This window comes from Saprospira grandis str. Lewin (assembly GCF_000250635.1).
In the GTDB taxonomy this organism is placed as follows: domain Bacteria; phylum Bacteroidota; class Bacteroidia; order Chitinophagales; family Saprospiraceae; genus Saprospira; species Saprospira grandis.
On sequence record NC_016940.1, the window covers coordinates 2,324,922 to 2,348,041 of the forward strand.

Below are 23,120 nucleotides of genomic sequence, written 5' to 3' on the forward strand. Positions count from 1 at the left end.
TATTGCCAGCCGCAGTTAACTAACTGAAAATAAAAAAGTTACGTCAATTGCCTAATCGATTGAGAATTAATAAATTAGCATAAATTGAAGAGCTATATCGTTTTTCTAAGAGGAATCAATGTCGGCGGCAAACGCAAATTGCCCATGAAGTCGCTCCAAAGCTGGCTAGCCGAAAGCGGAGACTACCAAGCCGTAAAAAGCTACCTGCAAACCGGTAATGTTTTGCTCAAAACAACAGCAACCTCCCCCAAAGCATTAGAAGACCAACTAGAAAAATTGCTCCAAAGCAAAATGCAAGATGCTCCCACGGTCTTGGCCCGAACCGTAGAAGATTATATTTCTGCCATAGAAAATCGGCCATTTCAAGAGCAGGCCTTAGAAAAATCTTATCTTTGTCTTCTCAAATCTGCTGATTATCAAGGCCAGCAAAAGCCCAGCGATGAAGTAGAAAAATGGGAGTGGCGAAAAGGAATGTTATTTCTCTATTACCCCAATGGCTACGGCCGCTCAAAACGAGCCAACAACTATTGGGAACGACAACTAAAAATGCCCTGTAGTAGCCGCAACTATAAAACTTGTCTACATTTACTCGCCTTAGCCAAAAGCACCTATGTTGATTAGCAAACAAGAGTTGAGTTCTTCCCTTGGCGTCTGTAACTCAACCATTAGCAACTGGATTAGAACCGGCCTGCTACCCGATTACCAAAAAGGCCAAGAAGGATATAGCCCCAGAACGATAGAGGATATCATGAGCCAGATACAAGCCACAAACAAACTGAAAAGTAGAGTGAACCGCAGCCATAAACATGAATTGCAAATCGTAACCGGAACCCTAAGCTATGCCGAAAGTAAGCTTTTGGTCGAATGGCTACTCCAACTCTCCGAACGCCACCAGCTTTCGGTAGATGCACTCATGTGTTGCCTCTCTATTAAGGCCCTTGATGATGCTCAACTCATTAAAATGGATTGGGCCAATAGCCAACTCAGCTCTAGCTCAGATGAGTTTACGCTCTTCCTGCAAACTTGGCTAGATGAACAAGGCCTACCCCAAGATTTAGAACCCCTCCAAAGAGATCTGCTCGGCCTAACTGTGCCCGAAAAAGAACCCGATTTTATGGGGGTGATCTACGAATCTATGCGCAGCCTGAGCGAAAAAGCTAAGCTGGGCGCTTTCTTTACCCCCGCCGAATTGGTCGAGGATATTGTACTGCCCGCTACCGCTTCTGTGCTCGACCCCTGTAGCGGAACCGGAACTATTTTACTCCATGTCTTGGACCGTGCACACGCTCCCTCTCTTATTCACCTCCGAGATGTAGATAGCCTCGCTCTCCGCATCGCTAAGGTCAATTTTGCCCTCTTTTTTCAACGTATCGACGAGCTGGTCCATACCGAAGTAATGGATGTGCTAGAGGAACAACCCCAAGAACGATTCGATTATATTATTACGAATCCTCCCTGGGGCGCCAAATTGGACAAAAAACGCAAGAAGGAGTTACGCAAAACCTATCCCGAACTCAAAAGCCCAGAGTCGTTCAGTATCGCAGTCTTCAATGCCTTAGGCAAACTCAAAAGAGGCAGCCAAACCGGTAGCCGCCAAAATAGCCGCCTGATTTTTATCCTGCCCGAGTCCCTACTCTATGTAGATGCCCACAAAGGCATCCGAGAAATTCTCTTTGAACGCCAATACAAAATTGCTATCCGCTTTTTTGGAAAAGCCTTTAAAGGGGTGATGTCTAGCGTGATTCGACTAGAACTCCAAAGAGGAAAACGCCAACTCCAACTCGAAAGAGAGGGCCAGTCTATGGAAATCCCCTTTGAGCTATTGGCCCAAAATTATTTCCGCCCCCCAGCCCTAGAAACTAAGGCCGAACTCCAAATTCTTCAAAAGATTCTGGACCGCCCTTCTTTTACCCTGGCCCAAGGCGATAGCACTTTTGGCCTCGGTATCGTTACCGGAAATAATAAGGCGCACCTCAAAAATGAACCGGCCCCAGGCCTAGAACCTATTTATACGGGCAAAGAGTTACAACCCTTCGCCTTTGATGCCCCCCGCAAGTTCATCCGATTTGAACCCGCAAAACTACAACAGGTGGCCCCTCTGCAGCTCTATCGCCAACCCAAAATTTGCTACCGCTTTATTTCTAAAGAACTTAAGGTAGTGGCCGATTTTAAAGGCAGCTTGCTGCTCAATAGTATCAATTTTATTGTGCCCGACCGCAGGCTGTCTATTAAGGCCCTTTGCGCCTTTCTCAACTCGCCTGTGGCTAGCTTTCTCTATCAACGACTCTTTAATTCCATCAAGGTTTTGCGCCGCCAAATTGAGCATTTTCCAATCCCGCAAGCCTTTAAGGAGTATAGCCCAGCCCTAGAAAATCTGCACGATTGGCAGGTGGAAGGCAATGAAGGCCGCTGGGAACTACATGTACTCACCGCCAAAATGTACGGCCTAGACGATCTAGAAACAGAAGTCCTCTGGAAAACTATGGGCGGAGAAGATCTTTAAGCTTTTTTGGGGCTGCCCCGCCTTTTAGGCGGGTCGGGCTGGATACTCCCGTTGGTCGTCGAACTGGCGCCCCTTTAGGGGCTGGTTGTCGCAGCTCGCAGGTCTGCTCGGCCCTGCAGCGGCTGCGCCGCTTTGGTCTGCCGCCTTCGGCGGCCCTGCTGTCCATCCCTCAGCCTGCGGCGGCTTTGCCGCCTGTAGGACCTAAAAAAGGGCCTCGCTATATCTAGCGAGGCCCTTTTGCTTTGCCCTAACGGCGGTTGTTATACTGCCGCTTTTTTTGGTAATTATTATTCTTCTTATAATAATTGTTGCGTCGATATTTAGGCTTGAGAAAGTCTAAGTAGACCTTGGGCGAAATGCTTAGCTCTCCTTTGCTCAAACGATGCAGCTCATCGGCAATGAGCTCATTGGTGGCATGCCCCTGATTAAATTTATTATAGGCCTGCTTCATAAAGGCGGCAATGATACGAGTAAAATCAGCCTTTTTATCCTCATCCTCCATGGCAATTGCTTTCTCAATCATCTGCGGAATGCCCCGGCCATATTGGCGATAACGGAGATTGTTTTCGGGGTAGGGGATAGCATCGGGCTTGATTTTTTCCTTTTTGCGAGGGACCTCCTCGGGAATATCAACCTCTAGCTCATAATTGCAAATTTGCAAAATATGCGACCAAATTTTGATGCGGTAATCTTCGGTGCTTCTTTGTGGGTCGGGATACATATTGGTAATCAACTTGACAATATGTTCTATAGCGGCCTGTCGTTCTTCTGCATCTTCAATGGCTTTGGTATGAAGAATCATGGCTTGCATATTTCGGCCAAACTCACGCACGAGAATGGGCTCTTTTTCAGTATGATAAGTAGATGGATGTTGCATAAATAGTGTTCTGTGTACAAAGGAATGCAAGGGGCCAAATTGGTCCTTTGCGGTAGTATGGGGCGGCGAAGCCGCCACGGCCGTTAGGCCGAACGGACTAGCGATCTGTAGCAGGGCCGCCGCAGGCGGCAGACCTAGGCGCCAAAGGCGCCGCAGGGCCGAGCAGACCTGCGAGCTGCGAAAGGTAGCGCCCGCAGCCCCAAAAAAAAGGGCTGCGGGAGGCCCCAAAAAAGGAGACTATTCTACAGTAACAGATTTGGCAAGATTACGGGGCTGGTCTACATTACAGTCGCGCAAAATGGCAATATGATAAGCCAGCAACTGCAAGGGGATAACAGAAAGTAGGGGAGAGAGTGGCTCCTCGGTATCTGGAATTTCGATGGCATAATCGACCAATTTCTCAATGGCCTGATCGCCTTCCTTGATAATGGCGATGACCTTCCCTTTGCGGGCCTTGACTTCCTGAATATTGCTAATGACCTTTTCGCGGGTGCTATCATTGGAGGCCACCACGATCACGGGCATATTTTCATCGATAAGGGCGATAGGACCGTGCTTCATTTCGGCTGCGGGATAGCCCTCTGCGTGAATATAAGAAATTTCTTTGAGTTTGAGTGCGCCTTCTAGGGCCACGGGGAAATTATAGCCACGGCCTAGGTAGAGGGCATTATTGGCATCCTTAATTTCCTGGGCCACATACTTGATTTTGGCGTCATTTTGCAGCAGGCTTTCCACTTTTGCAGGAATATTTTCTAGCTCATTGAGGAGCTGGAAAAAGTAAGAGCTAGAGATGGTGCCCTTTTTGCGGGCTAGCTGTAGGGCCATCAAAGTAAGCAGCACCAATTGGCCCGTAAAGGCCTTGGTAGAAGCCACGCCAATTTCTGGACCAGCATGAATATAAGAGCCAGCATCCGTCATTCGGGCAATAGAGGAGCCCACCACATTGCAAATACCGTAGAGCAGGGCATCGCGGTCGCGGGCCAATTCTAGAGCGGCAATGGTATCGGCGGTTTCTCCAGATTGAGAGATGGCCAAAACGATATCATTATTTTTGATAATCGGGTTACGGTAGCGGAACTCCGAAGCGTATTCTACTTCTGTAGGAATACGAGCTAGGTCTTCAAAAAGGTGTTCGCCAATCAGGCCGGCAATCCAAGAGGTGCCACAGGCGGCAATAATAATGCGATCGGCATTCAAAAAGCGGTTTTCAAACTCATTGATTCCCCCCAAAGTAATAATGCCTTGTTTGGCATTGATGCGCCCACGCATAGCATCGGCAATAGTTTTGGGTTGTTGGTAAATCTCTTTGAGCATATAGTGGTCAAAACCGCCCTTCTCGATGGTGTCAATTTCCATTTCGAGATATTGGATAAAAGGCGTTTGGATCTCATCGCCAATGTTTTTAATCACAAACTCGCCATTATCGCGAGCAATTAGGATTTCCTCATCATTGAGATAAACCACATTCTTGGTATACTCTACAATTGGAGACGCATCAGAGGCGATAAAAAACTCGCCAGATTCGCCCAAGCCGAGCACCATCGGGCTACCTTTTCGGGCGGCAATAATGCGGTCGGGAGCTGTTTTATCAATAATCACAATCGCATAAGCGCCAATGACTCGGCTAAGCGACATTCTTACGGCCTCTTCAATAGAAACGGCCTCTTTTTTCTGAATCTCTTCAATGAGATGAATCAAGACCTCTGTATCGGTTTCCGACTCAAACTCATGCCCTTCTTTTTCTAGGGCCATCCGAAGGCTATCGTAGTTTTCGATAATTCCATTATGAATAATAGCCAGTTGCTTGTTGCCCGAAATATGAGGGTGCGCATTGATGTGGTTGGGTGCGCCATGCGTTGCCCAGCGAGTATGTCCAATACCAATATTGGCTTGGGTGCTTTTTCCGGTAGAAAAATCAAGCAATTCCTTGACCTTTCCCTGCCGTTTATAAACCTTAATCTCTGTTTCCCCCTCGGCAGGATTAAAAAGTGCCACGCCGGCACTATCATAGCCACGGTACTCTAGGCGCTGAAGCCCTTTAATAAGGATAGGGAAAGCCTGACGCTCTCCAATGTAGGCAACAATTCCACACATAATTTAATCGATTTTGGTGTAGGTTAAGAAGAGTTTGGCCTGAAGGCTACTCGCCTGCCCATTTCCAATACGCATACGCTCGGTATCCGTAATAGCAGCCGTTTGAATATAAAGTGCTGCCTCCTCTGTTTCCTGATCAACTAGGCGTTGCAGGTATTCAGATAAATTCATGGCAAAATAGGCTTGATCTCCATCATAGCTCAACAATCCACCAAAGAGGCGGAAAGGGTCGCTTGGGTTAAGATTGACAGAACTGGTCACATCATCAATCAATAGGTAACCATCAGTACTCGTTTTCTCTAAACAAAAAAGTTGATCTGGGGCGGGAAAATTTCGGTCCTGCTCTTCGGCTAGTTGAATGACTAGTTCCGCTTTATTCACAATAATAGCGCCTAAGTTAGCCAGATGCGGAAAGGCTAGGCGAACACCTAGACCGTTCATTCCCTGAAGGTAAACGATGCTGTCACTGCTATTATTTTGAAGTACAGTCGTATTGCTATAATCATGGCTAATGTTCAAAACAGATTCGGCATCATCATCCATCAAGTAGTCGTAGCTTTGGGCCACCCCCGCAGAATCTGTATAATAAAGCGTCAGCTTAGAATAGGCACTCTCTGATAAGAAACGCAGAATAGCCGATTGCTGTCCATTGGTTTTTGGACGAATATACACCCCCTTAAAGGCTTCTTTAAAAACACTATTACTACTATAAATAGCAGAATCGGGCTGCATGAGGTATTGGCCCAAAGAATCGGCCAAGCGAATGCGCAACTGAGGGTCAAGGGCCGCATCATCTACACTCACGGACTCATTCACCTTGGGAATAAAGCTAAAGTCAGCCAACAAATCGCCCGTCAAAAATTCAGTATCAGCGCTATAGTCTTCATCGGGGTCAATGTCTTCTGTCAAACGATAAACCTGCCATTCCTGAACCCCCAACTGGCTAATGTTTCCACCATAATGCCCTACCGAATCATAGGCCAAACTCAACACCAAAGAATCAAAACTAGCATTGGGAAAACTGGCATTACTACTGGTCAAGCGAAAGTTGGCATAAAGCCCAGCCTCCGTTTTACCAAAAATAGGGTCCAGATAACTGCCACAAATCCAACGCGTCCGAGCCGAGCTCGTAAGCGGATCGGTCAATACCGTTTGTAGATCCAGACTCAAACTGTCGGTATAAATAATATTGGCAGGGTCTTGCTCTACTAAAGAAAGACCTAATTCGCTAGGTTTGCTACAAGCAGCCAGAAAAAAAAGGCTGCTCCAAAAAAAGAGGGTTCTAATTTGCATAAACGTTTAGACTACAAGGCCCATATCGGGCGGTGATTCAATGCTAGAGAGGCCAAGGCCGCTAAGCGGTCACAAAGGTACAAAATAGTATTTAGCTTTCTCTAGCTTTTATATAACTGGGCGGCTTATTGAGATCAATAGCTTGATTTTTAGGGGCTTTCCCTCCCTGCGGTCGGGCCGGGCTGTGTCGCAGCTCGCTCTTCGCTCGGCCCTTCGGCGCAAAGCGCCTCGGTCTGGCCCTGCGGGCCACTGCTATCCATCCCTAAGCCTGCGGCGGCTTCGCCGCCTGTAGGCCGCCAAAAGGGGAGCTCTCCCTTAGCAACGCCCCTTAGGCCAAAAGTGTGGGGCCAAAAACAAAAAAAGCGCTCATCAATAAATTGATAAGCGCTTTTTATTGCTCCAAATAAATTAGAGTCTTGGCAAACGACTAGGCGTTTTCTTCTACAGGCTTAAGCAATTCCTGGAAAAAATCCCATTGCTTGCTCCATGCCTCTGCATCTTTTTCTACCCCACAGCAAAAGCTCGATTTATCACTCTTTTGCATCATCTCCTCCGGCGCCGTAAAGGCATCGGCATAGGCAATCGCCCCAGCATTGAGGTCCAATTGCCCCTCAGGCATATAAGCGGCCTGCTCTTCTTCACTCAATTGGTTTTCTGTAGCTACCTGAGCAAACTGCCCAGCCAAAGCCGTCTGTACTTTCTCCTCTACAGGATAAGCAGAGTAAACCAACTGGCTATCTTGGAAAATAGGCTCGTTCTTATAATGATTCTTGAGGTAAGCAGGCAATAAACTGCTCATCCAGCCATGGCAATGAATTAGGTCAGGTGCCCAACCAAATTTCTTAACCGTTTCAATTACCCCCTTGCAAAAGAAGGTCATGCGGCTCATGTTATCCTCAAAAGGCTGCTCGTCCTTGTCCAAGAACAATTGCTTGCGCTTGAAAAAGTCGTCATTGTCCAAAAAATATACCTGCATACGTGTACCAGGCAAAGAGGCAACTTTAATAAGTAGAGGGTAGTCTTCATCACTGACGTTAATGTTCATACCAGAGAGACGGACCACCTCATGCAAACGGTGGCGACGCTCGTTGATCAATCCATATCGAGGCATCAAAATGCGCAATTCCGCACCCTGCTCCTGAATGTATTGAGTGTACTGACGAGCAATCTCCGCAATCTCCGACGCAGTTGTGTAGGGCTTGAACGCCTGGCTCACAACCAAGATTCTTTTTTTATCAGCCATAGACCTTATATGTATATAGTTAAAAGAAAATTTTCTTTGAAATCGAACTTCAAAGCGTTTGCAAAATTACAAAAAAAAACCGACTTTTCCGAATTTATTGGCAGATTCCTATCGGTCAAGCGCTTTGTACATAGGAGTTTGTAGGTTTTTTAAGCAAGAAAATTATGCTGGTTTGTAAAAGTCGATCTGCCTTGCAAGCAGCTCTAAACAATTGGAAGGCCGCCAACAAAAGTTGGGGCTTTGTGCCCACTATGGGCGCCCTGCATCAGGGCCACCTTAGCCTCCTCCAACAGGCCAAAGAAGAACAGGGCCTAGCCCTCTGCTCTATCTTTGTTAATCCCACCCAATTTAATGACCCCAAAGACCTAGACGCCTACCCCCGCCCCATAGAAAAAGATATTGCCGCCCTAGAAGCCATAGGTTGCGACCTGCTTTTTTTACCTCCCGTAAAAGAGGTCTACCCCACTAATTGGACAGCCCCAGTGGTGCCCCTAGATGGCCTAGACCTTCCCATGGAAGGGGCCCATCGCCCCGGCCACTTCAAAGGGGTGGTAGAGGTGGTCTACCGCCTCCTAGAACTCTGCCAACCCAAAGCCCTTTATATGGGCCAAAAGGATTTTCAACAGTATGCTATCGTGGGCAAGATGATTAGAGAATTAGAGCTGCCCGTAGAGCTGCACTGCGCTCCAATCGTCCGCGAAAAAGATGGCCTGGCTATGAGCTCCCGAAATGTGCGCCTCAGCCCCCAAGGCCGTGCCCTGGCCCCCGCTCTCTACCAATCTCTACAAGCTATGCAATCCGCTAGCGAAAAGGAACCTCAGGCCAAAAACTTAGTCGAACAAGCCCAAAAAAGCTTGCAAGCAGCAGGGATCCAAGAAATTGACTACTTCGAAATTGTAGATGGCTATAATTTGCAGCCCCTAAAGTCCCTAGAAAATACTAACTTTGCGGTCGCCTGCGCTACTATCCGTATTGACGGTGTGCGCCTGCTCGATAACCAAATTCTGAAGAAAATTTAATTTGTGGCCCAGCCACAAAGCAATTATTATAACTTATAGAGAAAATGAAATACAAAGCCCACCCATGGCACGGCATCTCTGCCGGTAAGAAAGCTCCCGAATTGGTGACCTGCTTTATCGAAGTAGTACCCGGAGACGAAATGAAGTATGAAGTAGATAAGGAAAGCGGCTATCTCATGATCGACCGCCCCAATAAGTTTTCTAATATTCTGCCCGCCCTCTACGGCTTTATTCCTCAAACTTATTCTGCCGAGGCTTGCGCCAATTATTGCATGAAGCAATCTGGCCTAAGCAATATTGAAGGCGATGGCGATCCTATCGATATTGTGGTCCTCACCGACCGCAAAGTCCCGCATGGCGACCTCCTCCTAGAAGCGATTCCCGTAGGCGGTTTCCGCATGATTGATGGCGGCGAAGCCGATGACAAAATTGTTGCAGTCCTGAAAGGCGACTCTACTTATGGCGATATTCAGGAGATGAGCGATCTGCCCGAAAAACTCATCAAACGCATCAAACATTATTTCCTTACCTATAAGGAGCATCCCGATACCCTGGGCAAACAAGCCCCTAAGGTGGAAATTACTCAGGAATATGGCCAAGAAGAAGCTTTTGAGGTGATTACCGCCGGCCAAAAAGATTATCTCACGCATTATGGCCAAAAAGAAATGGCCTAAAATTAATCGATTATGCAAGATTTTTTTGTTCCAAATGATATCCTTCGCGTTTTTAGAGGCCTTTACCCTAATGTAGACCTCTGCCAAGTAGAATGGAGCTGGGAAGTGCCCGGCAAAATCTATGAAGCCGATTTTGAACTGAATGGCCATGAGTATGAGGTGGAAATTACCGTTACGGGCCACCACCTTCTTACCGAAATTGAAGGCCCAGAAGCACCAAAATCAGTACGTGATGTGCTAGCAGAACTTTATCCCGACCATAGCGTAGATGCCTGCACTTGGGTGCACTATAGCAATGGCGACCTCAGCTTTGAGTTTGAACTCACTTCTGCCAAAGATGGCCGAGAGTTTGAAGTTCATCTCCGTGAAGATGGTCAGTTCCTCCTAGAAGGTATCGACCTCTAAATTGTTTTAGCCTCTTTTTAAGATGAATTTGGGGCCTGCGGCCAAGCCAGGCATTGCCTGGCTTGGCCGCCGCTATGCTGCGCCGCTCGCAAGTCTGCTCGGCCCTGCAGCCGCCGAAGGCGGCTTTGGTCTGGCCCTTCGGGCCACGGCTGCGCAGCGCTAGGCCAACAGTCGCTCGGCCTTTTCTTTTACTAAAAGAGGCTATTTGTTACCCCAATTTTAGCATGTTTTGGACCAATTTTAGGTCAGACAGGCGGCGAAGCCGCCGCAGGCTTAGGGATGGATAGGGGGGCGGCGAAGCCGCAGACCCAAGTTTTTTGAGCAAAGCGAAAAAAACTGCAGGGCCGAGCGAATAGCGAGCCCCGACACAGCCCGACCCGAAGGCCCAAAGGGCCGAAGGGGAAGCCCCAAAAAAATAGCCCCTTATATATATGTGTAGACTTAGCGGATTTTGGGATTTTTCTAGCCCTACTTATGACCCTCAGGCGGTTTTGCAAAAAATGCGAGATAGCCTGCAGCATGGTGGTCCCGATTATGGCGGCGCTTTTTTAGATGCGGAAACGGGCCTGGCCCTAGGCCATCGCCGCTTGTCCATTATTGACTTGAGCCCCGCCGGCAACCAACCGCTTTATTATAAAGAGAAGGCCCTGATTTTTAATGGGGAAATTTATAATTATCAGGAGATCCGCAAGGAGCTGGAGCTTTTGGGCCGTGCTTTTCAAACAGAATCGGATACGGAGGTGCTTTTTCAGGCCCTAGAAGAATGGGGCGAGGCTGCCGTCAATCGCTTTCATGGTATGTTTGCTTTTGCGCTTTGGGATAAGGCCAATAAGGAGCTATTAATTTGCCGAGATCGTTTGGGCGTAAAGCCGCTCTACTATTATTATCAGGATGGGCTCTTTTTGTTTGCCTCGGAGCTCAAAGCTTTCCATCAACATCCTCGTTTTCGCAAAGAAATTTCGCCTCAGGCGGTTTCGCTTTATTTGCAGCAGGGCTATATTCCAGCGCCCTATTGCATTTTTAAGGGCTGCCAAAAGCTAAAAGGGGGACATTTTCTCAAGCTCAACCAAAAGGGCGAGCTGAAAACTTATCCCTATTGGTCTTTGGCGGAACGTTATGCAGCTGCAGAAATTCCAGATGCCTCAGAAGCGGAACTCAAGTCGGCTTTGGAGAAAGAGTTGCGAAAATCTTTTGCCTTGCGGATGGTGGCTGATGTGCCCGTGGGCGTATTTTTGTCGGGGGGAGTAGATTCTTCGATTGTGGCGGCTTTGCTACAAGATCAATCGGCCCAACAGCTGCGCACTTTTACCATTGGGTTTAAGGACAAAGAATATAATGAGGCCAATCAGGCCAAGGCCGTGGCGGAGCATATTGGTAGCCAGCATGAGGAGCTTTATTGTGGACCAGAAGATTTTGAGCAGCTGATTCCCAATTGGGCCGAACTATATGACGAGCCTTTTGGCGATAGCTCTGGCATTCCTACTTATTTGGTGGCTCAAATGGCCAAACAATCGGTCAAAGTGAGTCTTTCGGCCGATGGTGGCGATGAACTTTTTGGCGGCTACACTAAATATGAGGTCTGTCAACGTTTTTATCCGAAAATAAAGAAATTGGGGCCCCTTCGCCCCTTGGCAGCTGCATTAATGGGCCAAATTAATCCCTTTTGGTTAGAGCGGAATGCCAGTAAATTGCCCATTCTCAAAGGCTATAAAAATATTAGCAACAAATGGCCGAAATTGGTGGCTGCTTTGGGCGCCAAGGACCAAGAGGCTTTTTTCCATCAGTCTTCCTCTTATATTTCGCCCCAAAAGCATCAGGCTTTATTTGGATCCCCCACGCCTCGCTATCAAGGCGAGCTCAAGCCCAAAGCGGGGCGATATATTGGGTATTTGGGCAGTTTAGATTTGCTCACTTATCTAGAAGGCGATATTATGGTTAAGGTGGATCGGGCCACGATGGCCGTCGCTTTGGAGGGCCGAGAGCCCTTATTGGACCATCAACTGCTCGATTTTGCGCTTTCTTTGCCCGATGAGCTCAAAATTCGCTCGGGCCAAGGCAAATATTTGTTGCGGCAGCTGCTGTATGATTATGTCCCCAAAGACTTAATTGAACGCCCCAAGCAGGGATTTTCAATCCCCATTGAGCAATGGCTGCGGGGCTTGCTCCGCCCAGACTTAGAAGCTTTGGCCCAAGATAAGGCCTTTGCCGATTGCTTTGGGCTGCAACAAACGGTCTTAGAAGATATGTTGCGGCAGTTTTTAGACCGCAAAGCTTATATCAACCCTCATTTCATCTGGTTCTTGTATGTGCTTCGGCAGTGGTACAAGCGCTGGTTCTAAATTATTATTACAATGATTGATTATCATAAAATTGGCGAGCGCTTGCTCTTGATTGCAGGCCCTTGCGTGATCGAATCTAAAGAATTATTGCAGGAAGTGGCCCAAGAGTTGGTTCGCTTGCAAGAGAAATATCCCGTACAAATTGTCTTTAAGGCTTCCTTCGATAAGGCCAACCGCAGCTCAATCGGCTCTTTTCGGGGCCCTGGTCTAGAAAAAGGCTTGCAAATGCTGGCCGAAATCAAAGAAGAGTTTGGCTTGCCCATTTTGAGCGATATTCATTTGCCTAGCCAGGCGGCTCCCGCTGCTGAGGTGCTCGACATTTTGCAGATTCCCGCTTTTCTTTGCCGCCAAACCGATTTGTTGGTGGCCGCCGCCAAAACCAATAAAATTGTCAATGTCAAAAAGGCCCAATTTCTTTCTGGCCCCGATATGAAACATGTGCTCGGCAAACTAGAGGCGGCTGGCAACAAACAGTTGTTGCTAACGGAGCGAGGAACCTCTTTTGGCTACAATAATTTGGTGGTCGATTATACGGGCATTTTAGAAATGCAAGAGTTGGGCTATCCTGTGGTCATGGATGCCACCCATTCGGTCCAAAAACCCGGCGCAGCCAATGGCAAAAGCGGCGGAAATGGCGCTTATGCCCCCTATATGGCCAAGGCGGCTGCCGCTATTGGGGTTGGCGCTTTTTTCATCGAAACCCATCCCAATCCTAGCCAAGCCCTCTCTGATGGGCCCAATATGGTCCCGCTGGCCGAGCTAGAAACCCTTTTGCAGCAACTTTTGGCTTTGCATCAGTTGGTACAGACGTTCTAATATATATAATGGGGTAGGAGAGGGGCAAATGCTCCTCTTTTTTACTTTGGGGCCTCCGCCTCGCTACGCTCGTCGGCGCTACGTTTCGCAGCTCGCAGGTCTGCTCGGCCCTGCGGCCTGACGGCCTTGGTCTGCCGCTGCGCGGCACTGCTGCACATCGCTAGGCCTGCGGCTGCAAAACGCAAAGAAAGCCAGTAGCCGCAGCTAAAATTATAATAGGCTGATAATAAGCGGCTAAAGCGATTAAGTAAACTAAAGGGAAATTTATTGTTAAAATAAAGAGAGTAAAATTTGGAAAATCCTGATTGAATTTGCAACTTTCAATAGCCGAAAGGCCGTAAAAGGAAGCAAAAGAAGTTGGTTTCACAAGGGAGCTAGCTTTTTCATTATAAACTTTGAAAATAGAAACGCCTATGGATATCAGAACGCAATCAATTCACTTTGATGCAGACGTCAAGTTGTTAGACTTTATTGACAAGAAGGTAGGCAAGTTGAGTACGTTTTTGGACCGTATTGTTAGTGCTGATGTAATCATGAAGCTCGAGAAAACGGGGCAAATCCAGGATAAAGTTGTAGAGATTAAATTAAATGTCCCTGGAAATGTACTTTTAGCTAAAGAAACTTGCAAAAGTTTTGAAGAAGCTGTAGATTTGTGCGCCGAATCGCTAAGGCGTCAGTTATTGAAGTATAAAGGCAAGGTTTTGGACCGCCACTAAAAAAACTTGACTTTTTTTTACAAAAAGTTTTGAATTACAAAAATAGCTGCTATATTTGCATGCGCTTCTGAGGAAGTGCTGCTTTAAAAAAGCGACAAGAAAAAAAGTTTCTTGATAAATTTTGATACTTAAGTTTTTTTAACTTATATTTGCATCTCGAAAAGAAGCCGGCATAGCTCAGTTGGCCAGAGCACGTGATTTGTAATCTCGGGGTCGTGGGTTCGAATCCCTCTGCCGGCTCCACTTTCTTTTCAAGATGTTTGGGGATGCGCCGAAGTTGGAGAGTCGGGGCAGACTGTAAATCTGTTGCTTATAGCTGAGGGGGTTCGAGTCCCTCCATCCCCACAGATTTTAATGATTACACAGTATCAAGCGGGAGTAGCTCAGTTGGTAGAGCATTAGCCTTCCAAGCTAACGGTCGCGGGTTCGAGTCTCGTCTCCCGCTCTACAGACGAAAAGGGAGTTAGTTCCCTTTTTGTCTTTTTTATGACAAGCCAACGTAGCTCAGGGGTAGAGCACTTCCTTGGTAAGGAAGAGGTCGTGAGTTCAAATCTCATCGTTGGCTCCAGTCTTGTGTAAGTAACGCGGTTAGTTGCAATTAGTTTAGCATAGCCGAGTTTACGAGTAAGTTATATATTTATAAAATCATTTAACACCTATTTAAACAATGGCTAAGGATACGTTTCAGCGCACCAAGCCCCACGTGAATATTGGTACTATCGGGCACGTGGATCACGGTAAAACTACTCTTACTGCTGCAATTACCACTGTTTTGTCTGACAAAGGTACTGCAGAAAAGAAAGACTACTCTTCTATTGACTCAGCTCCTGAGGAAAAAGAGCGTGGTATTACTATTAACACTGCTCACGTAGAGTATGAAACAGACAACCGTCACTACGCTCACGTAGACTGTCCCGGTCACGCCGACTATGTGAAGAACATGGTTACTGGTGCTGCCCAAATGGACGGTGCTATCCTAGTAGTAGCTGCTACTGATGGTCCTATGCCTCAAACTCGCGAGCACATCTTGTTGGCTCGTCAGGTAGGTGTACCTCAGATTGTAGTTTTCATGAACAAGGTTGACCTTGTTGACGATGAAGAAATGCTAGAATTGGTAGAGATGGAAGTTCGCGAATTGTTGAGCTCTTACGAGTTTGATGGCGATAACATTTCTGTTATTCAAGGTTCTGCTTTGAAAGCTCTAGAAGGTGATGCTGAAGGCGTTGCTGCTATCGAATCTTTGATGGCTGCTGTTGATGCTGAAATTCCTGAGCCCGAGCGTGCTGTAGATAAGCCTTTCTTGATGCCTATCGAGGATGTATTCTCTATCACAGGTCGCGGTACTGTTGCTACTGGTCGTATTGAGCGCGGTGTAGTAAACGTTGGTGAAGCTGTTGAGATCATCGGTCTACAAGAAGAGAAATTGACTTCTACTGTAACTGGAGTAGAGATGTTCCGTAAAATTCTAGATCGTGGTGAAGCTGGTGACAACGCTGGTATCCTTCTCCGTGGTGTAGATAAGAAAGCGCTTAAGCGTGGTATGGTTATCTGTAAGCCTGGTTCTGTAACTCCTCACACTAAGTTCAAGTGCGAAGTATACGTACTATCTAAGGACGAAGGTGGACGTCACAAGCCTTTCTTCAACGGATACCGCCCTCAGTTCTACTTCCGTACCACTGATGTTACTGGATCTATCTCTCTTCCTGAGAACGTAGAAATGGTAATGCCTGGTGATAACTTGACACTAACTGTTGAGTTGATTGCCCCCATCGCTATGGAAAAAGGTCTTCGTTTCGCTATCCGCGAAGGTGGACGTACCGTAGGAGCTGGTCAGGTAACTGAAATCATCGAGTAAGAAATTCTTACTTTGAATATACAGAGTTGGGTGCTTTCTTAGCACCCAACTTTTATACACGGGTGTGGCTCAATTGGTAGAGCAGCGGTCTCCAAAACCGCAGGTTGGGGGTTCGAGTCCCTCCGCCCGTGCAAAATCCTTAAACAGGAGGCAAAATGAATGATATCGTACAATATTTCCGCGACAGTTACAATGAGCTGAAGCATAAGGTGACTTGGCCCGCATGGAACGAGTTAGAGCAAACCACTGTGGTAGTAATTGTTGCCTCCATTCTTTTGGCATTGCTATTATATGGTATGGACAAACTTGTAGTTTTTGTTCTGGAAGTCTTCTATAGCCTCGGTGGCTAAGCTTAGATTTCTCCTTAGGAAACGCTACGACTACAAATCAAGAGAATTAAAGCTGTCATGTCTACAAATTGGTATTGCCTTAGAGTAATTTCAAATAAAGAACGAAAAATCAAAGAGCGCCTAGATGCGCATATTGAACGTTCTAATTGGAGGGAGATTGTTCCCCACATCATTGTTCCCACTGAAAAAATTTATAAGATCCGCAACGGAAAAAAGGTAATCCAAGAGCGTACCCTTACGCCAGGTTACATTATGGTAGAAGCGGATCCACATCGTTTTACTATTGAAATCATCCAAGCTATTGCTAATAGCAAGGATGTTATTCATTTTTTGGGCCGAGATAATCCAGAGCCCATGAAAGAGCATGAAGTAAAACGAATGCTTTCTCAGGTTGACTCTTCAGAGGAAGAAGGCGAATCACTAGCCGATCCATTTATTGTTGGAGAGGATGTCAAGGTGATTGAAGGCCCCTTCCAAAACTTTATCGGAACTATCCAAGAGGTAAATGAAGAGAAGAAAAAGCTAAAGCTAATTATCAAAGTCTTTGGCCGAGGAACAGAAGTTGAATTGAATTTTATGCAAGTTGAAAAACAATCTTAATAATGGCGAAAGAAGTCGAAACCCTCATTAAATTGCAGGTGAAAGGCGGACAAGCCAACCCAGCTCCTCCCGTAGGTCCCGCTCTAGGTGCCAAAGGGGTGAACATCATGGAATTCTGCAAGCGTTTTAATGCAGAAACCCAAGATAAAATGGGCCAAGTTTGTCCTGTGATTATCACAGTCTTTAAAGACAAGTCCTTTACATTTGTAATTAAAACAGCCCCTGCTGCTGTTCAGCTAAAAGAGGCCGCTGGCCTTAAGGGTAAGCCCGGTTCTTCACAGCCCAACTTGGTGAAAGTTGGATCTGTAACATGGGACCAAGTCCGCGCAATCGCAGAAGACAAAATGGCTGACCTTAACTGCTTCACAGTAGAATCAGGCATGCGCATGGTCGCAGGTACTGCTCGCTCTATGGGTCTTACCGTAGAAGGCACCGCACCCTGGGAAGAGGCTCAGGCGTAAGCAGTAAACAAAATTATTTAAGTCTCTATTTGAACCTCTAAATAGAGATAACTATTCAAACACAATTTATCAAATGGCTCGATTGAGTAAGAAAAAAGCCGAAGCGCTTAAAAAAGTTGATGCCGAGAAATTGTACACACTAGAGGAAGCAATGACACTTCTCCAAGAAGTGAACTATGCGAAGTTTAACGCTTCTGTAGATTTGCACATCAGACTAGGGGTAGACCCCCGTAAAGCTGATCAGAATCTACGAGGTACCATCTCTCTCCCTAACGGTACAGGTAAAGAAAAGAAGGTTCTTGTTTTCTGTACACCTGATAAAGAACAGGAGGCTAAAGAGGCGGGCGCAGACTACGCTGGTTTACAGGAATACATCACTAAAATCCAAGAAGGTTGGACCGATGTTGATGTAGTAGTGGCAATGCCTAGTGTAATGGCTCAAGTAGGTCGTTTAGGTCGTGTTCTAGGTCCCCGTGGCCTCATGCCTAACCCTAAAACAGGAACTGTAACACCCAATGTTGGTGATGCTGTTCGCGAAATTAAAAAAGGAAAGACCTCCTTCCGGGTAGATAAGTACGGTATCGTTCATACTTCTGTAGGACGCGTACAGTTCCAACCCAATCAACTTGTAGAAAATGCCCAAGAAGTAATCGAAACCCTTTCTCGCATGAAGCCCTCTTCTGCTAAAGGTATTTACTTCAAAAGCATTACTGTGGCCTCTACTATGAGCCCCGGTATCAAAATCGACCCCAAAACGGCTCGATAATTTAAATTCAACTATTGGTAAGGTCTTTAAAATAGCAATATAATGACACGCGAACAGAAAACTGCGGTGATCGAAGAGCTAGCTAGCCAATTCCAAGATTCTAAGTATTTCTATATCACAGATACTTCTGAGCTAACTGTTGAAAAAACAAATCAGCTCCGTCGTAAGTGCTTCGAAAGCGATATCGAAATGAAGGTAGTCAAAAATACCCTCATCCGTAAAGCACTCGAACGTGCCGCCGACGCCAACGAAGAAGACTACACAGAGATCTATTCAGCCCTAAAAGGCTTCTCTGCTGTGATGTTTACTGAGACTGGAAACGTTCCCGCTAAACTCATCAAAGAGTTCCGCAAAGAGAATGATAAGCCGCTACTTAAAGCCGCTTTTATCGACTCTTCAGTATATATCGGAGACGATCAAGTAGAAGCTCTCACTCAGATCAAATCTAAGGAAGAACTTCTTGGCGAGATCATCGGTCTACTCGAATCTCCTATCAAAAATGTTATGGGCGCTCTCCAATCTGGAGGCAATACCATCACAGGACTCCTCAAAGCGCTCGAAGAGCGTGAGTCTGCCTAAAGATTTTGGCTTCCACCAACATCACCCATATATCCAACATTCCTTTTAACAACAATCTCTAAAAGCTAATAAAATGGCTGATCTAAATCAACTAGCAGAACAACTAGTTAACCTAACCGTTAAAGAAGTAAAAGACTTGGCTGACATCCTTAAGGATGAGTATGGTATCGAACCCGCTGCTGCCGCTGTTGCTGTTGCTGGCCCCGCTGCTGGTGGCGACGCTGCTGCTGCTGAGCAAACTGAATTTGACGTAATCCTTAAGTCTGCTGGTGCAGCTAAACTACAAGTAGTTAAGGCTGTTAAAACTCTTCTCGGTGTAGGCCTAAAAGAAGCTAAAGCTATGGTTGACAGCGCTCCCGCTCCTGTCAAAGAAAAAGTTTCTAAAGAAGAAGCTGAGCAAATTAAGGCTGAACTAGAAGGCGCCGGTGCTGAAGTAGAAGTGAAGTAAGTACATACTGCGTTCGCATAATTAGCATGCGCTCGTATCTATATCTAAGGCTTAGTTACAGCTTGCTGTAACTAAGCCTATTCAGCTATTATACTACCTTCTATAAATCTTGCTACTTTGCTCACAATCAGACAATAAGTAGTCGACCTAAATTTAAAAGGCTAAATGGCAAAAAGTACAACTCTTACTCCCAAAAGACCAGAACGCTTTAGTTTCGGTAAAATCCAACACGATAACCACTATCCGGATTTTCTCGAAATTCAAGTTAAGTCTTTTGAGGAGTTTTTTCAGTTAGAGACCACCCCTGAAAGTCGCTTCAATGAGGGACTCTATCAGGTGTTCCAAGAAAATTTTCCAATCACTGATGCCCGCAACATCTTTGTCCTGGAATTCCTTAACTATTTTATCGACCCTCCTCGCTATACTATCGATGAATGTATGGAGAGAGGGCTTACCTATAGCGTCCCACTCAAAGCAAAACTTCGCCTGTCTTGTAATGATGAAGAGCATGTCGACTTTGAGCAAACTGTACAAGATGTATTCTTAGGCAATATCCCTTATATGACGCCTAAAGGTACATTCGTAATCAATGGCGCCGAACGTGTAATCGTTTCTCAACTGCACCGCTCTCCCGGTGTATTTTTTGGCCAAAGCCGCCACCCTAACGGTACCAAAATCTACTCTGCCCGTGTTATCCCTTTCAAAGGAGCTTGGATGGAGTTTGCTACCGATATTAACTCGGTGATGTATGCCTACATCGACCGCAAAAAGAAGTTTCCCGTTACTACGCTCCTCCGTGCCATCGGATACGACGGAGACCGCGATATCCTTGGCCTATTCGGCCTCGCCGATGAAGTGGAAGCTACGCAGGAAGCCCTTGAACAACACCTAGGCCGTAAACTCGCCGCCCGCGTTCTCCGCTCTTGGGTAGAGGACTTTGTCGATGAGGATACCGGTGAGGTGGTGTCTATCGAACGTAATGAGGTGATCCTCGAACGTGACGTAATCCTTGATGAAGATAATATTCAAGAGGTGATCGATATCGGAGTAGATAAGGTGATCCTCCAAAGAGAAAATGTAGAAGATGATTATAGCATTATCTACAATACACTCCAAAAGGATACTTCTAACTCTGAAATCGAAGCCGTTCAACATATCTATCGCCAATTGCGTGGATCTGATCCACCCGATGACGAAACCGCTCGCGGTATTATCGATAAACTCTTCTTCTCCGATAAGCGCTATAGCCTCGGTGAAGTCGGCCGATATAAAATTAACCGCAAACTAGAACTCGACGAAAGTAACGATACTTCTGTCCTTACTAAAGAGGATATTATCGCTATCGTTAAGTATCTAGTCAAATTGATTAACCAAAAAGCTGAGATCGATGATATCGACCACCTCAGCAACCGCCGTGTCCGTACCGTTGGCGAACAACTCTATGCCCAGTTTGGCGTAGGCCTAGCCCGTATGGCCCGCACGATCCGCGAAAGAATGAATGTTCGCGATAATGAAGTGTTTACTCCCGTAGACCTCATCAACGCAAGAACACTCTCTTCTGTGATCAACTCTTTCTTTGGTACTAGCCAACTTTCTCAGTTCCTCGACCAAACTAACCCGCTCTCAGAAATTACACACAAACGTAGAATTTCTGCTCTCGGTCCAGGTGGTCTCTCTAGAGAAAGAGCAGGCTTTGAGGTGCGTGACGTTCACTATTCTCACTATGGCCGCCTTTGTACTATCGAAACTCCTGAAGGTCCCAATATTGGTCTTATCTCTACACTCTGTGTACACGCTAAGATTAATAAAATGGGCTTTATCGAAACCCCCTACCGTAGCGTAACTAAAGGAGGTAAGGTCGATCTCAAAAATGATCCCGTCTATCTCTCCGCAGAAGAAGAGGATTTTAAAACGATCGCTCAGGCTAATACCACCCTTAGCAAAAAAGGCGTTTTCGATACCGATCGCGTGAAGTGCCGTAACCATGGCGACTTTCCCGTTCTCGATCCTTCTGACGACGAAATCGAATTCATCGATATCGCTCCTAACCAAATTGTAGGGGTCTCTGCCTCTATGATTCCTTTCCTCTCTCATGATGATGCAAACCGTGCACTCATGGGCTCTAACATGCAGCGCCAAGCTGTACCCCTTCTTCGCCCTTCTGCCCCTACCGTGGGTACCGGCCTAGAAGCTAAAGTAGCCCAAGATTCTCGTATGCTAATCAACGCAGAAGGATCTGGTGTGGTCGAATATGTAGATGCTCGCAAAATCGTTATCCGATACGATAGAACCGATGAGCAACGCCTCACTTCTTTCGATGACGATTTGACAACCTATAACTTGGTGAAGTTCCGCAGAACTAACCAAAGTACTTGTATCAATATCAAACCTATCGTCCGCAAAGGCGAAAAGGTCCATAAAGGCAAAATCCTCTGTGAAGGTTATGCTACCGATAATGGCGAACTCGCCCTCGGTCAAAACCTTAAGGTGGCCTTTATGCCCTGGAAAGGGTACAACTTTGAGGATGCAATCGTGCTTTCTCAACGTGTAGTCCGTGAAGATATCTTTACTTCTCTTCATATCGAGGAGTTCGAATTAGATGTCCGCGATACTAAACTAGGTGAAGAAGAATTTACCAACGATATCCCCAACGTTTCTGAAGAGGCCACTAAAGACTTGGATGAAAACGGTATCGTGCGCACCGGCGCATGGGTCCGCGATGGCGATATTATTATCGGTAAAATTACGCCCAAAGGCGAATCTGATCCTACCCCAGAAGAAAAGTTGCTCCGCGCAATTTTTGGCGACAAGGCCGGAGATGTAAAAGATGCCTCTCTCAAAATGTCTCCCTCTGCTAAAGGGGTGATCATTGGCTCTCGCCTTTTTGTCCGCGCCAAAAAGGATAAGGTCCAAAAGGCTAAAGACAAGCAAATGCTCGATAAATTAGAGCAGGAGCATAGCCAAGAGATTAAAGAGCATACTCAAGTTCTCGTCGAGAAGTTGATGCAGGTCCTCGAAGGCCAAAATTCTGCCGGTGTCCGTAGTATCTATGCCGAATTGCTTATCCCCCAAGGTGCACCCTTTACTCAAAGAGCGCTTAAGGATATCGATTATAGCGCCGTAGATTACTCGAACTGGACAGAAGACGAGACCGTAAACAAACAGGTCCGCACCCTCTTGCACAATTATACCATTAAGCTTAATAAAAAGATTAGTGTGTATAAGCGTAAGAAGTTTGCCATCAATATCGGTGACGAACTACCCGCCGGTGTCCTCAAATTGGCCAAAGTATATATGGCCAAAAAGCGTAAGCTGAAAGTAGGGGATAAGTTGGCCGGTCGTCACGGTAACAAAGGTATTGTGGCCCGCATCGTTCGCGATGAAGATATGCCTTTCCTCGAAGATGGAACACCTATGGACATCGTCCTTAACCCCCTAGGGGTACCCTCTCGTATGAACCTCGGACAGATCTTTGAAACTGTTCTGGGTTGGGCGGGCGAAAAACTCAATATGACTTTCGCTACTCCCGTATTCGATGAGGCTAAGGTGCACCAAATTGAGGAATACGTACAAAAAGCTGGCTTGCCTAGCTATGGCGAAACTTATCTCTATGACGGAGAAACTGGCGACCGCTTCCACCAAAAAGCAACTGTCGGGGTGATCTACATGTTGAAACTCTCTCACATGGTAGACGATAAGATGCACGCCCGTTCTATCGGTCCTTACTCACTCATTACGCAGCAGCCCCTCGGTGGTAAAGCCCAGTTTGGTGGTCAGCGTTTTGGTGAAATGGAGGTTTGGGCCCTAGAAGCATTCGGTGCCTCGCATATCCTACAAGAAATCTTGACGATCAAATCTGACGATATTATCGGACGCGCCAAAGCTTACGAAACGATCGTTAAAGGCGATAACTTACCTACTCCCGGTATTCCGGAATCATTCAATGTACTGGTACACGAACTTAGAGGTTTGGCCCTAGAAGTCAAGTTTGACTAAGCCTTCCTTTTTGTTCACTCTGCTTTTTATTTGGGGCCTCCTGCCCAACTTGGCCTTTGGCCAAGACGGGCAGGCGCTACGCTCCG

At 46.5% G+C, this 23,120-nt stretch carries 20 protein-coding genes and 5 tRNA genes; 21 read left to right on the top strand and 4 right to left on the bottom strand.

The annotated features are described in order from the left end of the window. The first annotated feature begins 84 nt into the window (after positions 1–84). Both SGRA_RS10360 and SGRA_RS10365 read left to right on the top strand, forming a co-directional pair. A complete protein-coding gene (locus SGRA_RS10360; RefSeq protein WP_015692633.1) occupies positions 85–621 on the top strand; it encodes a DUF1697 domain-containing protein in 537 nt (178 codons plus the stop codon). Continuing rightward, positions 611–2,503 (top strand): N-6 DNA methylase family protein, encoded by a 1,893-nt coding sequence (locus SGRA_RS10365; RefSeq protein WP_041329619.1) that lies wholly within the window; start codon positions 611–613, stop codon positions 2,501–2,503. Before SGRA_RS10360 ends, SGRA_RS10365 begins: the two co-directional genes overlap by 11 nt. Positions 2,504–2,750: 247 nt before the next feature. Here SGRA_RS10365 and SGRA_RS10370 read toward each other — a convergent pair whose 3' ends face one another. The 4 genes from SGRA_RS10370 to SGRA_RS10385 all read right to left on the bottom strand — a co-directional run bounded on the left by SGRA_RS10370 (position 2,751) and on the right by SGRA_RS10385 (position 8,010). Next, entirely contained in the window at positions 2,751–3,380 is a 630-nt protein-coding gene (locus SGRA_RS10370) for a DUF4290 domain-containing protein (protein ID WP_148268325.1), read from the bottom strand. Positions 3,381–3,617: 237 nt separating this feature from the next. Beyond that, on the bottom strand, positions 3,618–5,474 hold the full coding sequence (gene glmS / locus SGRA_RS10375; RefSeq protein WP_015692636.1) for a glutamine--fructose-6-phosphate transaminase (isomerizing): 1,857 nt from the start codon (positions 5,472–5,474) through the stop codon (positions 3,618–3,620). A gap of 3 nt (positions 5,475–5,477) precedes the next feature. Beyond that, positions 5,478–6,767: a DUF4270 family protein gene (locus SGRA_RS10380; protein WP_015692637.1), complete on the bottom strand. Its 1,290-nt coding sequence runs from the start codon at positions 6,765–6,767 to the stop codon at positions 5,478–5,480. Between the two features lie 427 nt (positions 6,768–7,194). Beyond that, on the bottom strand, positions 7,195–8,010 hold the full coding sequence (locus SGRA_RS10385; protein ID WP_015692638.1) for a glycogen/starch synthase: 816 nt from the start codon (positions 8,008–8,010) through the stop codon (positions 7,195–7,197). A 164-nt stretch (positions 8,011–8,174) separates the two neighbouring features. On the opposite strand from SGRA_RS10385, the gene panC reads away from it, so the two are divergent. From panC to rpoB, 19 genes are all read left to right on the top strand, one after another. Then, positions 8,175–9,029, top strand: a complete 855-nt coding sequence (panC, locus tag SGRA_RS10390; protein ID WP_015692639.1) for a pantoate--beta-alanine ligase — start codon at positions 8,175–8,177, stop codon at positions 9,027–9,029. 44 nt (positions 9,030–9,073) lie between these two features. After that, positions 9,074–9,703, top strand: a complete 630-nt coding sequence (locus tag SGRA_RS10395; RefSeq protein ID WP_015692640.1) for an inorganic pyrophosphatase — start codon at positions 9,074–9,076, stop codon at positions 9,701–9,703. Between the two features lie 12 nt (positions 9,704–9,715). After that, the gene (locus SGRA_RS10400) at positions 9,716–10,108 is read left to right on the top strand and encodes a hypothetical protein (protein WP_015692641.1); all 393 of its coding nucleotides are present in this window, start codon (positions 9,716–9,718) and stop codon (positions 10,106–10,108) included. A 431-nt stretch (positions 10,109–10,539) separates the two neighbouring features. Beyond that, the gene (gene asnB, locus SGRA_RS10405) at positions 10,540–12,447 is read left to right on the top strand and encodes an asparagine synthase (glutamine-hydrolyzing) (RefSeq protein ID WP_015692643.1); all 1,908 of its coding nucleotides are present in this window, start codon (positions 10,540–10,542) and stop codon (positions 12,445–12,447) included. 12 nt (positions 12,448–12,459) lie between these two features. Next, the gene (gene kdsA, locus SGRA_RS10410) at positions 12,460–13,263 is read left to right on the top strand and encodes a 3-deoxy-8-phosphooctulonate synthase (RefSeq protein ID WP_015692644.1); all 804 of its coding nucleotides are present in this window, start codon (positions 12,460–12,462) and stop codon (positions 13,261–13,263) included. 413 nt (positions 13,264–13,676) lie between these two features. Further along, positions 13,677–13,979: a ribosome hibernation-promoting factor, HPF/YfiA family gene (gene hpf / locus SGRA_RS10420; RefSeq protein WP_015692646.1), complete on the top strand. Its 303-nt coding sequence runs from the start codon at positions 13,677–13,679 to the stop codon at positions 13,977–13,979. A gap of 166 nt (positions 13,980–14,145) precedes the next feature. Further along, positions 14,146–14,222, top strand: a tRNA-Thr gene (locus SGRA_RS10425). A gap of 19 nt (positions 14,223–14,241) precedes the next feature. After that, positions 14,242–14,324: transfer RNA gene (locus SGRA_RS10430), tRNA-Tyr, on the top strand. 27 nt (positions 14,325–14,351) lie between these two features. Beyond that, positions 14,352–14,424, top strand: a tRNA-Gly gene (locus SGRA_RS10435). A gap of 48 nt (positions 14,425–14,472) precedes the next feature. Then, positions 14,473–14,547: transfer RNA gene (locus SGRA_RS10440), tRNA-Thr, on the top strand. A 99-nt stretch (positions 14,548–14,646) separates the two neighbouring features. Then, the gene (gene tuf / locus SGRA_RS10445; protein ID WP_015692647.1) at positions 14,647–15,834 is read left to right on the top strand and encodes an elongation factor Tu; all 1,188 of its coding nucleotides are present in this window, start codon (positions 14,647–14,649) and stop codon (positions 15,832–15,834) included. 58 nt (positions 15,835–15,892) lie between these two features. Then, positions 15,893–15,965, top strand: a tRNA-Trp gene (locus SGRA_RS10450). A gap of 24 nt (positions 15,966–15,989) precedes the next feature. Continuing rightward, the gene (gene secE, locus SGRA_RS10455; RefSeq protein ID WP_015692648.1) at positions 15,990–16,184 is read left to right on the top strand and encodes a preprotein translocase subunit SecE; all 195 of its coding nucleotides are present in this window, start codon (positions 15,990–15,992) and stop codon (positions 16,182–16,184) included. 57 nt (positions 16,185–16,241) lie between these two features. Beyond that, a complete protein-coding gene (nusG, locus tag SGRA_RS10460; protein WP_015692649.1) occupies positions 16,242–16,784 on the top strand; it encodes a transcription termination/antitermination protein NusG in 543 nt (180 codons plus the stop codon). Between the two features lie 2 nt (positions 16,785–16,786). Then, positions 16,787–17,245 (top strand): 50S ribosomal protein L11, encoded by a 459-nt coding sequence (gene rplK, locus SGRA_RS10465; RefSeq protein WP_015692650.1) that lies wholly within the window; start codon positions 16,787–16,789, stop codon positions 17,243–17,245. A 73-nt stretch (positions 17,246–17,318) separates the two neighbouring features. Continuing rightward, the gene (gene rplA / locus SGRA_RS10470; RefSeq protein WP_015692651.1) at positions 17,319–18,011 is read left to right on the top strand and encodes a 50S ribosomal protein L1; all 693 of its coding nucleotides are present in this window, start codon (positions 17,319–17,321) and stop codon (positions 18,009–18,011) included. 42 nt (positions 18,012–18,053) lie between these two features. After that, positions 18,054–18,590: a 50S ribosomal protein L10 gene (rplJ, locus tag SGRA_RS10475; protein WP_015692652.1), complete on the top strand. Its 537-nt coding sequence runs from the start codon at positions 18,054–18,056 to the stop codon at positions 18,588–18,590. 73 nt (positions 18,591–18,663) lie between these two features. Next, positions 18,664–19,038 (top strand): 50S ribosomal protein L7/L12, encoded by a 375-nt coding sequence (gene rplL, locus SGRA_RS10480; RefSeq protein ID WP_015692653.1) that lies wholly within the window; start codon positions 18,664–18,666, stop codon positions 19,036–19,038. A gap of 165 nt (positions 19,039–19,203) precedes the next feature. Continuing rightward, on the top strand, positions 19,204–23,034 hold the full coding sequence (gene rpoB / locus SGRA_RS10485; protein WP_015692654.1) for a DNA-directed RNA polymerase subunit beta: 3,831 nt from the start codon (positions 19,204–19,206) through the stop codon (positions 23,032–23,034). The last annotated feature ends 86 nt before the right edge of the window (positions 23,035–23,120 follow it).